Source organism: Flavobacterium sp. M31R6 (assembly GCF_013284035.1).
In the GTDB taxonomy this organism is placed as follows: Bacteria; Bacteroidota; Bacteroidia; order Flavobacteriales; family Flavobacteriaceae; genus Flavobacterium.
Window position 1 is genome coordinate 3,865,498 of the sequence record NZ_CP054141.1, and the last position, 13,024, is coordinate 3,878,521.

The following is a 13,024-nucleotide window of genomic DNA, read 5'->3' on the forward strand; positions in this document are numbered from 1 at the left end:
TCATGAATGAAATTCAAAACATAAGTCGCAGGGCTTTTATCAAGAACATGGGATTAGCGTCTGGTGGATTAATCTTAGCATGTAATTATACTTTATTCTCCCAAAATACCGAATCGGGAACTGTAACTGAATTTAATCCTAATCTGTTTGTACAATTAAATTCGGACGGAAGTCTTATTATAATTGCTGCTCGCTCCGAAATGGGTAATGGAGTAAGAACTTCCTTGACCTCTGTAGTTGCTGATGAAATGGAAGCCGATTGGAATAGAGTCTCAGTAAAACAAGCCACAGGAGACGCCAAATATGGTGACCAAAACACCGATGGCTCCAGAAGTGTAGCCGATTTTTACGACACCATGCGAACAATGGGTGCCATGACTCGAATGATGCTTATAACCGCTGCCGCAAAAAAATGGCAAGTTCCCGAAAGTGAATGTACGGCCAAGAACCATTTTATTATTCATTCCAGCGGAAAAAAAATAGGCTTTGGAGAATTGGTAGATATAGTAAAAACATTACCCGTTCCAACAGCCATTAGTTATAAAAATCCTAAAGATTTCAAATATATTGGTAAAACGCTAAAAAGTGTTGATGTTAAAGATTTTGCAAACGGAAGTGCCATTTACGGCATTGACAAACGCTTACCCAACATGAAAATAGTTGCCATAGCAAGATGCCCCGTTACTTTTGGAACTGTCAAATCTTTTAACAAAACAGCAGCCATGAAAATTCGTGGTGTACAAGATGTAATCGAAATTCCAAGAATCGAAAAACCTTTCGGTCCACTTGGTGGCGTTGCGGTTATTGCTTCGAATACTTGGGCCGCATTTAAAGGAAAAGAAGCTCTTGAAATACAATGGAATTATGGCAAAAACGAAGGTTATGATTCCGAGAAATATATGACCGAGTTAACTGAAAGAGTTCATAAAGCAGGCAAAGTTGAAAAAGAAATTGGTGATGTAAACAAAGCTTTTAGCGAAGCTGCTAAAGTTATCGAAAGTACTTTTCAATTACCTCACTTGGCGCATGCCCCGATGGAAGTTCCCAATGCGGTAGCTTGGGTTCAAGGGGACACTTGTGAAGTTTGGGCACCCACTCAATCTCCACAATCTGCCAGAGAGGAAGTCTCTAATTATTTGGGAACCGCGCTAGATAAAGTTACTATAAATGTCACTTTCCTTGGTGGTGGTTTTGGACGAAAATCAAAACCCGACTATATTGTAGAAGCGGCTATGGTTTCCAAAGCCATCAATGCACCTGTACAAGTGGTTTGGTCAAGGGAAGACGACATAAAACATGGTTATTATCATACCGTAAGTTCACAATACATGAAAGCTTCGCTGGATCCGCAAGGCAATGTTACAGGTTGGTTGCACCGCTCTGCATTTCCCTCAATAATGTCCACCTTTAAACCAGGCACCGATTATCCTGCCGGATGGGAAGCCTCCAGTGCTGCTGACGTTCCTTTTGCCATAAAAAATTTCAAAGTTGAATCAGGTCAAGCCCCTGCAATGGTTAGAATTGGATGGATGCGTTCGGTGATTAATATTCTACATGGATTTTCCATCAATGTTTTTGCCGATGAATTGGCACATGCCGCCAAACAGGATCCATTAGAATTCAGGCTAAAATTAATTGGTGACGATCGAATAGAAGACACCAAAGACCCCATAAAATACAATACAGCTCGCCTCAAAAATGTTTTGAAAATGGCAGCAAAAAATGCCAATTGGGGGAAACCATTACCCAAAGGGCATGTGCACGGAATAGCGGTTCATTATAGTTTTTATTCCTATGTAGCTTCCGTTGTCGAAGTTTCAATGGTTGATGACAAAGTAAAAGTACATAATGTTCATACTGTTATTGATTGCGGAATAGCAGTTAATAAGGACACCATAAAATCTCAATTGGAAGGTGCTGCTGTTTTCGGAATGTCATTGGCCTATTACGGAAAAATAACGGCTAAGGATGGAGCAATTGAACAAAACAGCTACAGTGACTACCGAATGATTCGAATGAATGAAATTCCAAAGGTTCACGTAGAAATTGTGGAAAGTTCAGAAAGACCGACCGGAGTTGGAGAACCTGGCGTTCCGGTAATTGCCCCGGCCATAATCAATGCCATCTTCAAACTAACAGGAAAGCGGTATTACAACTTGCCTTTAAGTGATTACGATCTTGTATAACTGATTGACAAATTAAAATCCCAAACGAATACTTATTTTTAATGAACAATTGGATTGAACTATTACAAGATTTTAAAAACAAAAAGAAACCTGTTGCACTTGTTACCGTTACTAAAATTCTTGGTTCGGCTCCATGTAAAGTAGCTTCAAAAATGATTGTCACGCCACAAAAAGAAATATACGGAACGATCGGTGGCGGAAAATTGGAATTTCAGGTAATCGACGAAGCTGTTCGGGCTATTCGAGAAAACAAAATTTTAGAATGCACTTATACTTTAGGCCCCGAATTTGAACAATGTTGCGGAGGAAAAGTAGAATTAATTATTGAGCCCATGAATCAATCCCCAGAATTATACCTTTTTGGAGCTGGACATATAGGTGTTGCCATATGCGAGGTTTTAAAAGACACACCTTTCGCTATTACTCTTCTTGACACTCGGGAAGATTGGAGAGAAACTATCGAAATTGACCAAACGGTTACTTACAGTGCCATTCCTTTTGACCTTTATAAACAAACCATAAACTGGGGACCGAATTGTTACGTAGTAATTTTGACTCACGACCACAAATTGGATTTTGAAATTACCGCTTTGGCATTACACGAACAAACCAAATATATTGGATTGATTGGAAGTAAAACCAAGAAAAACAAATTCAATAACTTATTGATAAACGAATTGAATTTTAAACCCGGAATTTCTCCCGTTCATTGCCCGATTGGATTGGATTTGGGTGGTAATTCCCCTAAAGAAATTGCCATAAGCGTCGCTTCTGAATTACTGAAAGTCTATTATGGAAAATAATACCGTATTCGTATTATTGGCCGGTGGCAAATCCGAAAGAATGGGTGTTGCAAAAGGCTTACTTGAATACCAAAATACCTATTGGATTTTGGAGCAATTGAACCGAATTTCAACTTCAACAATAACCGAAGTTTATATCGGATTAGGTTATCGTTACGACGAATATTTAAATAAAATTGCTTGGTTTACAGAAGCACAATTACATTTTGTTTCATATAAAAATTTAAAGGTAAGAGTTCTCATAAACCAAAATCCTGAACTTGGATCTTTCTCGACACTTCAAACCGTTTTGAGGCAAATTTCCAAAAACAAATCGGTATTAATTAATCCCATTGACATTCCGATATTGAACACAACAGAATTGCAGAACATTATTGCAGAACAAAACCAAATTGTACTTCCAAATTTCGAAGGTAAAAATGGTCATCCGATAAAGCTAGATTCTGAATTTTGGAACACCTTGCTTTTACTTAATCCATCCGATGAAAAAAGTCGATTGGATTTAGAAATCAAAAAAATAATTCCTTCCAAAATAACAACAATAACAGTAACCGATTCCTGCATCCTAAAAAACTTAAACACACATAACGATTGGGCAACGTATTTAGCCCAAAGTAGGCATTAGATTTTATTTCACAGAGAAACGCGAAGAATTCATAGAGATTCACAAAGGTTTTAAACACAATTTAAATAATCCTTTTTTTCTTTTCGAACCTTTGTGCCTCCTTTGAGTATCTTCGCGAAATTTAATTGTGGAATATTAATTCAAATTCCAATCAGAAATAAACATAAAAAAAGCGTCTCGAAATCTATCGAAACGCTTTTTTAAAATTAAATTCAACCTTATTTCTTGATTAATTCCTGCAATGGTTTTAATTGCTCCAAATCCAATTTGGATTCTTTCAAAACCGAAATCATATTCATAATGTTCGTTGGATTCATATCTTTTCCCAAAACTCGGATAACTGCAAAACCAGCATCGTTTTTATTGGCAAAAAACACAAATTCATTGATATGCTCGTCTGTCCCCACATAACTTACCGAAGCCCCTTCCTTGCCTGAACCAAACTTCATCAGCTGTTGATAGTTCGGGTTTTTCAGAATCAAGTTAACCTTGGCTCGTTCTGCTTCAAACTGCGCTTTGTTTTTATCGTTCAATTTGAAAGCCAAAATATTCATTTTATCAAAAGAATGCAATGCTTCACTTTGAGCAACAGTCAATTTTGTTTTATCAACATTCAAAATGTTTGATGAAATATCCAAGGCGATAAAATCTTTGTTCTCGGTATTTTCAACAAAGTATTTTTGTAAAGTAGGCTCTGAGTTACAGCTTCCAAAAACCAAACTGACAAGCAACGTGATTATAAATAATATGACTTTCATTTTACTTTTTACCTTTAGTTGCTTTTTTCAAATCATCACCTCCAGGAATTTTCATTTTATCAGTCAAGACCGAAATCTCATTCAAATCAAAGTCTCCTGTCAATGACATCAAAACAGTGTCTTCATCTTTTCCTCCTTCAACAAACATTAACAACTCTTTAATTTGACTGTCTTTGGCTCCAGATTTCACCATTATTTTAATGTTTCTTCCTTTGTCATTTACACGCATCAATTCTTCCAAACCTGCAGTTTTTATATACTTGTCTGCTGCAGTTTTCATTTCGCCTTCTACCCTTGTACTTTGAGTGGTAAACACTTTCAAATTATCCAATTTCTTTATCAGATTCATATATTGCTGTGCCTCTTTATCGGAGGTATCCACTTTTACTTTACTCATCAATTCAAACATCTTCTTATTGACAACAATCGATGTTACATCGTCTTGACCGTCAAATTTATCGAATGCTCCTTGCGCAAAAAACGGACTTGATACTAATACTACTACTAATGTGATTATTAACTTCTTCATTTTATTTTGATTTAATGATTATTTTTAAAATTCAATTCAACTAATGGGCTTGAATGCTCTAGAATCACTCTCGCTTTATTTTTATTATTTTTATTTTCTTCAACTAATTTTTTAAAATCTTTTGGGCGTGTCCCTACGGGTCGTGCTGTACGTTCCCGCTTTTTTTTATCCCGTAAAAAACGGGATCAAAAAAAGAGCTCCACTGCCATCACTCACGCAAAACAAAATCTGATTTATTCTGACATTTATTCCTTTTATTCAACAAATACTTTCTCTTTGGTCACTTGATATACCTGAAGATATTGCACCCCTTCAACACCGACATTCACATTATCGGATAACATCGCCAATGCTTTCTGCGTTGCTTCAAAAGCTTCCTTAGGATCATCATAGGTTCCCAGCTCCTTGTTTTCATTTACTGCATTTTCATTGAAATAACTGTATGTTCCTACTCCCATCAAAACCACAATAGATGCTGCTATAGACAACCATGCTATTTTTCTTTTTTTAGAAACTAGTAATACCTCATTTGTAAACTTTTGTTCTTTTGCTTCAGTAAAATACCCAAATAGTGGTCGGTATTGTTCTAAATGTGGCGCTACATTTGAAGAAGAAAAATAGTTTTTCAACACATTTTCTTCGGCAATACTTGTCTCTCCTTCAAAGTATTTTTCTAAAAGTGCTTCCATTTTATTGAACTCCATAACTGTGTGTTTTAAACATATATTCTCTAATCGTTTTTCTTGCTCTTGAAAGTGCCACTCTCACGGCAGTTTCATTCATCTCTACTATTTTTGCGATTTCCGAAAATTCGCATTGTTCTATATCCCGTAACTGAATGATCAGTCGTTGTTGTTCCGGCAATTGGTCTATAATTTTTTCAACCCAATTTAAACTATCGTTATCTTCTACTTTTTTATCTAAGCTTGGTTCTCTATCTGTAAAATTATTATGTACAATTTTAAGATTACCCGCTCTTTTCGATTTTAACTGATCCAAACAATAATTTTTGGTCATTGTCATTGCCACTGCCTCGACACTATTATACGATTCTAAACTTCCATTTTTACTCCATAATTTTACCAAAATTTCTTGAGTAGCATCTTCTGCTTCCTCTGTGCTCACGAGTAATCGCTTGGCCAATCGAAAGAGTTTATCTTTGAATGGATTGATTAAAAGCACAAATTCATTTTGGTTCATAAAACGGCTATATTAATTCGGTTATATAATCAAGACGATTCACAATTATATTTGTTACAAAAAAAGTTTAATTTAAACTAAAGTTAGTATTTTTGCGTTCTATACCTACAAATAAATTCTTAACATGAAGGCATCTTTCAAAATTACACTTTTATTATTCATAGCCCTTTTTACTTTTCAGAGTTGCGAAGACATGGACGATGTTGCAGCTCCAGAGTACTTGGAGGTAAATGATTTTATCTGGAAAGGCCTCAATTTATATTATTTATGGCAAGCCGATGTTCCTAATTTAGCAGATACCCGATTTGCCAATCAAGCCGATTTAAATACATTCTTAAAAGGATATCCAGAACCAGAAGCTTTATTTGATGCGCTAAGAGTTGATAAATCGATCGATCGATTCAGTTGGATTGTAAGCGATTATCGAGAATTGGAAGGAATGCTACAAGGAACTACCAAAAATGACGGTGTAGATTTTGGTCTTTACCGTAAAGCTTCAGATTCTAATGATATATTTGGTTGGGTACGTTATATCATACCCAATTCTGATGCTTCAACAAAAGACATTAAACGTGGTGCCATTTTTTATGGTGTAAATGGAACTCAACTTACAGTAAGCAATTACCAAACCTTATTATTAAATGCAGAAAACTACACTTTAAATTTAGCTGATTATAATAATGGTCAAATTACGCCTAACGGAAAATCGGTAACATTAACAAAAACAGAACTTTCCGAGAATCCAATTTTAATAAACAATGTAATTGAAACTGGAGGCCATAAAATTGGATATCTTATGTATAACGGATTTTATCCAAACTATGATTCGCAATTGAATGAGGCTTTTGGTTCATTAAAATCACAAGGTATTACCGATTTAGTTTTAGATTTAAGATACAATGGTGGCGGCTCTGTACAAACAGCAACACGTTTGGCCAGCATGATAACAGGGCAATTTACCGATAAAGTATTTTCTAAACAAAGATGGAATGACAAAATCAATGCTTATTTCGAATCCGAAGACCCAAGCGCATTGAATAATTTATTTACAAGCAGTATTGAAGGCACAGCGGTAAACAGCTTAAACCTTACCAAGGTTTACATCTTAACAACAAAAAGCACTGCTTCTGCAAGCGAACTGGTAATCAATGGTTTAAAACCTTATATCGATGTGGTTCAGATTGGAGATATAACTACAGGAAAAAATGTAGGATCTATAACCATTTATGACTCACCTACTTTTGGAAAAGAAAACAGAAATCCACATCATCGTTATGCAATGCAGCCTATTGTTCTAAAAATTGTAAACGCTGATGATTTTGGTGATTATTTTAATGGCTTAACACCAACATATTCTTTAAAAGAAAACATAATCAATTTGGGTGTTTTAGGTACTTCTTCAGAACCTCTTTTGAGTACTGCCATTGGAAAAATTACTGGAACTGCCAAAATGGTTAAAAAAACTACAGGAAAACAATTCCCTTATTTTGAAGATTCAAAATCAATTAATGGAGTACAAAACCAAATGTATGTTGACAAAGTACCAGCGGGATTGTTAAGATCTTTAGAATAATAAAGCATTGTTAGAAACGATAAATTATTTTCATTTCTAACCAAATTAAAACAAACAAACTCAATCAAAAAAAGGCTTTCATCACTGAAAGCCTTCTTTTTTCAAAAAACAATTACCTAATACGTTAATTAAGCCAATAGAAATACCACAAACTATTAAACCCACAACCGTATTATAATAAAAACTATTAGACTAAAAAAATTGACTAAGAGTATAAATTAATCATTAAAATAGAAACCCGCTGGAATAACTCCAACTGAGAATGTTTTTTCTAATGTACCAATTGATGGTGAGGTCAATGCATAAACATAAACTTTTCCATTGTGGGTGTAATCTCCTGCATCACCAACGTAGATATGGTTTCCGTGTACTGCAAAACTATACACTCCGTAAACTCCTTGAGCCGTAGTACTAAATGCTGAAGTTGTCGGCAATGCTGTTTCCGTTGCACTCATTTTATAGATATCAGAATCGATAGTGTAATAAACATCACTTCCGTTCAATACCAAATTCGATAAATGCTTAGTAGCATCCGAATAAGCAATTGTGCTTGTCACTGCATTCGTAGCTAAACTTACTTTTACAATTTTACCTGCAGTTTCTGTCAAAGGTGCACTCACATAACTTGGATTTCCAGCACATGATACCCACAAAGTTCCGTCTTTTATCTCCATATTTTCTGGAACATCCCCAACAGTTATTTTAGTCGAAACAACATTTGAAGTTGCATCAATAACCGAAATTTTGTTTCCATAACTATATCCTCCTTTATGGGCCACGTATAATTTTCCAGAGTTTGCTATAATTCTTTCAGGTCCTTCCACAACTGGAATTGAAGTTGATACTTTATTTGTAGTTAAATCGATTACAGCCACATAATCGTCAGTAGCAACACTTCCATCACCCCAATTGGTAACATATCCTTTACCATTTGCAAAAGCAATATATCTTGGATTCTTCAATCCAGAGTTTATCGTTGCAACACTCTTTAAGGTATAACGATTTACGATTTCTATTTTGTTGCTTGCATTCAAAACGATATAAGCAAATTCATTATTGAAACCAACATCTTGTCCTGTGTCACCCAATGTTATTGAAGGATTTACTACCGAAAAAATATCATTTTGGGCAATTGAAAAATCTGAGGAAACATAAGAAACCGAAGCATCATTATGACCAAATCCTCCTTGGTTCAAAATCAAGAATCCATTGTCATAACTTCCCAATGGAGTGTCTTCATTCGTGTCATCATTGGTACACGAAACAAAAAACAACGAAAAAATTAACGCTATTAAAACTAGTTTACTGAAATTCATTTTATTAAAATTTAAAGGTTAGGTTGATTATAAAATTTCTTCCCGGCATATAATGTTGGGAAATGCTTTGATAATTTTGATTAAAAAGGTTCAATGCCTGCAAACCGATTTTACACGTTGATTTCTTTCCTAAATCATAATAGACACCCAGATTGGAAACCCAATATTCTTTGACTAAATGATATTTTTGGGAAGGTGTTGTGACTGCTCCATTAAATAAAAACTGGTACGTCACAGCTATTTTTTTATACGAATACGAAACATTCGAATTGAATTTATGATATGGAACATAGATTAATTGTTCTCCAGTTTCTACGTTTTCGGAAACGGTATAAGCATAACTTGCATTTAGTGCCAAATTATTTTTCCCATACGTATTGGACCAACCCAAATTCGTTTCGGAACCATAGCTATTTACCCTATCAATATTTTCGGGTGTCCAATTACTTCCATCCAAAGGAGCCCAACGAATCAGGTCGCTTATTTTTATGAAATAAATTGTTTCGGACAAAGTGATTTTTTTATATGTAAAAACATTTCCAACCTCAGCCTGATAAGAACTCTCCGGTTTTAAATTAGGATTTCCCCCCGTTTCCCAATACAAATCATTGAAAGTCGGAATCCTGAAATTTTTGGAAAGATTGATTTTTAAATTATAAAAGGAATTGAAAACATAAGAGGAACCCAATGAGAATAAAAATGGGCTATCATAATCTGAACTCGCCTCTTTACGGAAACCTAACTCATTTTGCCATTTTTCATTATGTTGTTCAACTGCTTTGATCGCAATCGCACCAATTTGTCTGGTATTATCTCCAAAACTAGTACCAAAACCCTTTGTCCGATTGTAATCTAAAATTCCATTAAGCTTTATAGATTCTAATAATTGGTAACCAAAATCCATTTTGGCAATAAGCGATTCTGATTTTCCAAAACTAAAATCATCGCTGTCGATATTCTCAAAATATTGATATTGTTCTGTGAGATACGCCACTTTATAATTACTACTGAAACTATTTTTGGTCGTTGAATATTCTAAAAGGTTTCGGCTAAAAGTATTCACGTATTTTGTTTTCGAATCCGATTCGGATATCAAAGAAAGATTCCTGTCCGTGTTTGAGGATTGACTGTAAAAGGTAATGATAGAATTGGGATTTACTTTGTAACCTACATTGGCATACAAATTAGTCGTTGCATATTGCCCGTTTTCATTTTTTCGCTGAGTTCCATCCCAAGTATATTGGTTTATGTACGGATAATCATTATCCGAACTGTTTCTGGAAAACCCGACTTGAGTACTCCATTTTTTGTTGGAAAGAATCATTTTATAATTGACCCCAATGGTATTGAAACTACCATAATCCAATCGCAAATCATTTTCGAATTTATTTTTAAAAACCAAATCATTACTTAAATGGACGGTTCCTCCAATGGCGCCACTTCCATAACTCACACTTCCTCCACCCGCTTTTATGCTAATGGTATTAAAATCGGGAGCGGTGAATGTATTGAAATCGGCACTACCGTTGAGTTGGGAATTAACATTTATACCATTCCAAATTACGGCCGTTTGCGAAGCTGTAGTCCCCCTAAAAGAAACGGTTGAAAGCATTCCACGTCCGTATTCCTTGAAATACAACACACTGTTATAATTCAATAAATTGGAAAGTGAAGATTGGTTTTTATTAATAACCGAATCATTAAGAATCTGGATGGATTGTGACTTATTGCCTGAATACAACGTACGGTCAGAAACAATAACTTCTTTTAAATTGGTTATAGAGTCATTTTGCGCCGAAATCAATTGGCACATTAACAAAGAAAGGGCAAATATTAGTTTTCTTAAAGTCATAATTTCTGAACCTTTTTTCCCGAAAGTTCGATATTCGTTAAGAAAAAAGGCAGGTCTCCTGGCTTGCGTCTTGTTGTTCACCTTCCCATCTCGTTTTTAGAACGAGACAGTGGCATTGTAGATAACAACAAGCTTGATAGCTTACAGTTGCGGGAACAGCGCAAGATTTTTGAATTTTGATGTCTGATACTTGATTTCAGAAGTTAAATTCTGAAATCAAAAATCGTTAATCAGCAATCTTCAATCACTTGCTTCCCTTTTAATGTGTTTTCGTAAAAAGTAAAACACAACCTTAATTCGGGTGCAAATATTGCAAAAATGAATTTAAAAATCCTAGAGTTTTATTTTTTATATTTGTACTAAACAATTTCATTATGGAAACTTTTATCATACATCCAAAGAACAATGAGGAGAAAAAAGTGGTCAAAGCTTTTCTTGAAGCATTGAAAATAAAGTTTGAAAACCAAACGACTGATTCAGCAGAAAGTCCTTATGATCCAGATTTTGTTGCTATGGTTGAAGAAAACAGAGAAGATTATAAAGCTGGAAAAGGTATTAAGGTTGATTTAGATGATATATGGAAATAATTTTCGTTCCAAAATCTAAATCCCATTTAGACTATTTCAAAAAGACAAATAACCAAATCGTTTTAAAGAAAATCAAACAGATTTTGGTATCCATTCAGGAAACCCCATACGAAGGAATTGGAAAACCTGAACCATTAAAACATAATTTATCAGGGTTATGGAGTAGAAGAATTAATCTGGAACACAGATTAGTTTATGAAATATTCGAAGATGATTCTATTATTTTAATCCATTCTTTAAAAGGGCATTACTAAAAATCACTATCTTTTTTAAATCTCAATTTTAATCACAGCACCGTAATCCAATGACGTTTTAAAAGCTTCCTGCAGAGGGAGATTATTTATTTTGCACAAAATACTTCGAATAACTCCAGAATGCGCAACAATAATAATCGGCTTTGAATGTCCTTTCGAAATATCATTATCCAAAAATTCGCGAACCCTATAATCCAAATCCACGAATGATTCTCCATTAGGCACATTTACGGTGACAAAATCTTCCATCCAAGGATCTAAAACTTCACGAGGGATATCATCCCAACTTTTTAGCTCCCAATCCCCAAAATGCATTTCCATCAATCTTGAATCCTCAATAATGGAATCGATTTGAGTATTTTCTTTGATATGCTTGGCCAAAATAGCACATCGATGCAACGGACTGGAATACAAAATAGCATCTTGTGGTAATTGACTTAGAATCGATTCAAAAATAGCATCGAAAGGTTCGCGAATCCCAACATCACTCTGACCGTAGCAAATTCCTTTTTCACAAACCGTCTCGGTATGACGGACTAAATAAACTTCCATATTCCAATAATTGACAGATAAAAAATCACTTCACAAACCTGTTGTGTTGCTCCTAGGCAATCTCCTGTATAGCCGTCAATCCATTTTTGGAAATAACGAGCAAGGAAGAAACGGGCAATAAAAACGGGAATTAAAGCCAATACTAATTGCCATTGAAAAAACGACAAAACCACAAGAGGCAACAAGCCAAAAAACGCAGCTCCAATTACTTCTTTCCAAGTGAAATTCTGAGCAATTGGTTTGCTTTTGCTCGACGCATCTTCTCTTGAATATTGATGTGTAAAAACTATGGAGATTGCCGCTAATCGACTTATCGAATGAGCAGAAATAAAGAGGAGAAGATTGCAGACGGCAGATTGCAGATTAATAATTTCTGATTTGGAAACTAGACTAAAAACAGCTTCAAATTTCAATAAAAAAAGTAACACTAAACCAATAGCTCCATACGCTCCAATGGTACTATCTTTCATTATCATAAGGATCTTTTCTTTGGTCCAGCCACCTCCAAAACCGTCGCAAACATCAGCAAAACCATCTTCGTGAAATGCTCCCGTAGTCAAAATTCCAGCAATTATGGATAGTATCAAAGCTATTTCTACTGAAAACACAATCGATGCTAAATAATAAACTCCGAAACAAATTCCGCCAACTATCCAACCAATTAAAGGAAAATAGCGAGATGCTTTGTTTAAATAATCAGGATTGTGGTCGATGTTTTTGGGACACGGAATTCGGGTGTAAAACATTAGAGCCGTGAAAAATATATGTAATTGTTTCTTCATATTTAAA

At 35.0% G+C, this 13,024-nt stretch carries 14 protein-coding genes and 1 riboswitch; of the genes, 6 read left to right on the forward strand and 8 right to left on the reverse strand.

Going from position 1 to position 13,024, the window contains the following annotated elements; genetic code table 11:
• Positions 1 to 2: 2 nt before the first annotated feature.
• From HQN62_RS16040 to HQN62_RS16050, 3 genes are read left to right on the forward strand one after another with little or no spacing between them, the layout of a single operon-like run.
• Positions 3 to 2,186 (forward strand): xanthine dehydrogenase family protein molybdopterin-binding subunit, encoded by a 2,184-nt coding sequence (locus tag HQN62_RS16040; protein ID WP_173505120.1) that lies wholly within the window; start codon positions 3 to 5, stop codon positions 2,184 to 2,186.
• Between the two features lie 41 nt (positions 2,187 to 2,227).
• Positions 2,228 to 2,989: a xanthine dehydrogenase accessory protein XdhC gene (xdhC, locus tag HQN62_RS16045; RefSeq protein ID WP_173505121.1), complete on the forward strand. Its 762-nt coding sequence runs from the start codon at positions 2,228 to 2,230 to the stop codon at positions 2,987 to 2,989.
• On the forward strand, positions 2,979 to 3,614 hold the full coding sequence (locus tag HQN62_RS16050; RefSeq protein ID WP_173505122.1) for a nucleotidyltransferase family protein: 636 nt from the start codon (positions 2,979 to 2,981) through the stop codon (positions 3,612 to 3,614). Before xdhC ends, HQN62_RS16050 begins: the two co-directional genes overlap by 11 nt.
• A gap of 218 nt (positions 3,615 to 3,832) precedes the next feature.
• Here HQN62_RS16050 and HQN62_RS16055 read toward each other — a convergent pair whose 3' ends face one another.
• From HQN62_RS16055 to HQN62_RS16070, 4 genes are all read right to left on the reverse strand, one after another.
• On the reverse strand, positions 3,833 to 4,372 hold the full coding sequence (locus tag HQN62_RS16055; protein ID WP_173505123.1) for a DUF4252 domain-containing protein: 540 nt from the start codon (positions 4,370 to 4,372) through the stop codon (positions 3,833 to 3,835).
• Between the two features lies 1 nt (position 4,373).
• The gene (locus tag HQN62_RS16060; RefSeq protein WP_173505124.1) at positions 4,374 to 4,901 is read right to left on the reverse strand and encodes a DUF4252 domain-containing protein; all 528 of its coding nucleotides are present in this window, start codon (positions 4,899 to 4,901) and stop codon (positions 4,374 to 4,376) included.
• 254 nt (positions 4,902 to 5,155) lie between these two features.
• Positions 5,156 to 5,605, reverse strand: a complete 450-nt coding sequence (locus tag HQN62_RS16065) for a hypothetical protein (RefSeq protein ID WP_173505125.1) — start codon at positions 5,603 to 5,605, stop codon at positions 5,156 to 5,158.
• The gene (locus tag HQN62_RS16070) at positions 5,592 to 6,101 is read right to left on the reverse strand and encodes an RNA polymerase sigma factor (protein ID WP_173505126.1); all 510 of its coding nucleotides are present in this window, start codon (positions 6,099 to 6,101) and stop codon (positions 5,592 to 5,594) included. The genes HQN62_RS16065 and HQN62_RS16070 overlap by 14 nt, the downstream gene beginning before the upstream one ends.
• 124 nt (positions 6,102 to 6,225) lie before the next feature.
• Here HQN62_RS16070 and HQN62_RS16075 point away from each other — a divergent pair, with 124 nt between their 5' ends.
• A complete protein-coding gene (locus HQN62_RS16075) occupies positions 6,226 to 7,674 on the forward strand; it encodes a S41 family peptidase (protein ID WP_173505127.1) in 1,449 nt (482 codons plus the stop codon).
• Positions 7,675 to 7,892: 218 nt separating this feature from the next.
• On the opposite strand, the gene HQN62_RS16080 is transcribed toward HQN62_RS16075, so the two are convergent.
• The gene (locus tag HQN62_RS16080) at positions 7,893 to 8,990 is read right to left on the reverse strand and encodes a YncE family protein (protein WP_173505128.1); all 1,098 of its coding nucleotides are present in this window, start codon (positions 8,988 to 8,990) and stop codon (positions 7,893 to 7,895) included.
• A gap of 4 nt (positions 8,991 to 8,994) precedes the next feature.
• Positions 8,995 to 10,842 carry a TonB-dependent receptor plug domain-containing protein gene (locus tag HQN62_RS16085; protein ID WP_173505129.1) on the reverse strand — a complete coding sequence of 616 codons (1,848 nt, stop codon included), beginning with the start codon at positions 10,840 to 10,842 and terminating at the stop codon, positions 8,995 to 8,997.
• A gap of 31 nt (positions 10,843 to 10,873) precedes the next feature.
• Positions 10,874 to 11,152: riboswitch (cobalamin riboswitch) on the reverse strand.
• Positions 11,153 to 11,216: 64 nt separating this feature from the next.
• On the opposite strand from HQN62_RS16085, the gene HQN62_RS16090 reads away from it, so the two are divergent.
• Both HQN62_RS16090 and HQN62_RS16095 read left to right on the forward strand, forming a co-directional pair.
• Positions 11,217 to 11,429, forward strand: a complete 213-nt coding sequence (locus HQN62_RS16090; protein WP_173505130.1) for a DUF2683 family protein — start codon at positions 11,217 to 11,219, stop codon at positions 11,427 to 11,429.
• On the forward strand, positions 11,420 to 11,683 hold the full coding sequence (locus HQN62_RS16095; RefSeq protein ID WP_116797471.1) for a Txe/YoeB family addiction module toxin: 264 nt from the start codon (positions 11,420 to 11,422) through the stop codon (positions 11,681 to 11,683). Before HQN62_RS16090 ends, HQN62_RS16095 begins: the two co-directional genes overlap by 10 nt.
• A gap of 15 nt (positions 11,684 to 11,698) precedes the next feature.
• On the opposite strand, the gene cobC is transcribed toward HQN62_RS16095, so the two are convergent.
• Positions 11,699 to 12,235, reverse strand: a complete 537-nt coding sequence (cobC, locus tag HQN62_RS16100; protein ID WP_173505131.1) for an alpha-ribazole phosphatase — start codon at positions 12,233 to 12,235, stop codon at positions 11,699 to 11,701.
• The gene (locus HQN62_RS16105; protein WP_173505132.1) at positions 12,220 to 13,017 is read right to left on the reverse strand and encodes an adenosylcobinamide-GDP ribazoletransferase; all 798 of its coding nucleotides are present in this window, start codon (positions 13,015 to 13,017) and stop codon (positions 12,220 to 12,222) included. The genes cobC and HQN62_RS16105 overlap by 16 nt, the downstream gene beginning before the upstream one ends.
• Positions 13,018 to 13,024: the final 7 nt, after the last annotated feature.

Excerpts from the sequence above, each read along its gene's own strand:
- HQN62_RS16040 (WP_173505120.1), top strand. The coding sequence starts at position 3 with ATGAATGAAATTCAAAACATAAGTCGCAGGGCTTTTATCAAGAACATG.
- xdhC (WP_173505121.1), top strand. The coding sequence starts at position 2,228 with ATGAACAATTGGATTGAACTATTACAAGATTTTAAAAACAAAAAGAAA.
- HQN62_RS16050 (WP_173505122.1), top strand. The coding sequence starts at position 2,979 with ATGGAAAATAATACCGTATTCGTATTATTGGCCGGTGGCAAATCCGAA.
- HQN62_RS16055 (WP_173505123.1), bottom strand. The coding sequence starts at position 4,372 with ATGAAAGTCATATTATTTATAATCACGTTGCTTGTCAGTTTGGTTTTT.
- HQN62_RS16060 (WP_173505124.1), bottom strand. The coding sequence starts at position 4,901 with ATGAAGAAGTTAATAATCACATTAGTAGTAGTATTAGTATCAAGTCCG.
- HQN62_RS16065 (WP_173505125.1), bottom strand. The coding sequence starts at position 5,605 with ATGGAGTTCAATAAAATGGAAGCACTTTTAGAAAAATACTTTGAAGGA.
- HQN62_RS16070 (WP_173505126.1), bottom strand. The coding sequence starts at position 6,101 with ATGAACCAAAATGAATTTGTGCTTTTAATCAATCCATTCAAAGATAAA.
- HQN62_RS16075 (WP_173505127.1), top strand. The coding sequence starts at position 6,226 with ATGAAGGCATCTTTCAAAATTACACTTTTATTATTCATAGCCCTTTTT.
- HQN62_RS16080 (WP_173505128.1), bottom strand. The coding sequence starts at position 8,990 with ATGAATTTCAGTAAACTAGTTTTAATAGCGTTAATTTTTTCGTTGTTT.
- HQN62_RS16085 (WP_173505129.1), bottom strand. The coding sequence starts at position 10,842 with ATGACTTTAAGAAAACTAATATTTGCCCTTTCTTTGTTAATGTGCCAA.
- HQN62_RS16090 (WP_173505130.1), top strand. The coding sequence starts at position 11,217 with ATGGAAACTTTTATCATACATCCAAAGAACAATGAGGAGAAAAAAGTG.
- HQN62_RS16095 (WP_116797471.1), top strand. The coding sequence starts at position 11,420 with ATGGAAATAATTTTCGTTCCAAAATCTAAATCCCATTTAGACTATTTC.
- cobC (WP_173505131.1), bottom strand. The coding sequence starts at position 12,235 with ATGGAAGTTTATTTAGTCCGTCATACCGAGACGGTTTGTGAAAAAGGA.
- HQN62_RS16105 (WP_173505132.1), bottom strand. The coding sequence starts at position 13,017 with ATGAAGAAACAATTACATATATTTTTCACGGCTCTAATGTTTTACACC.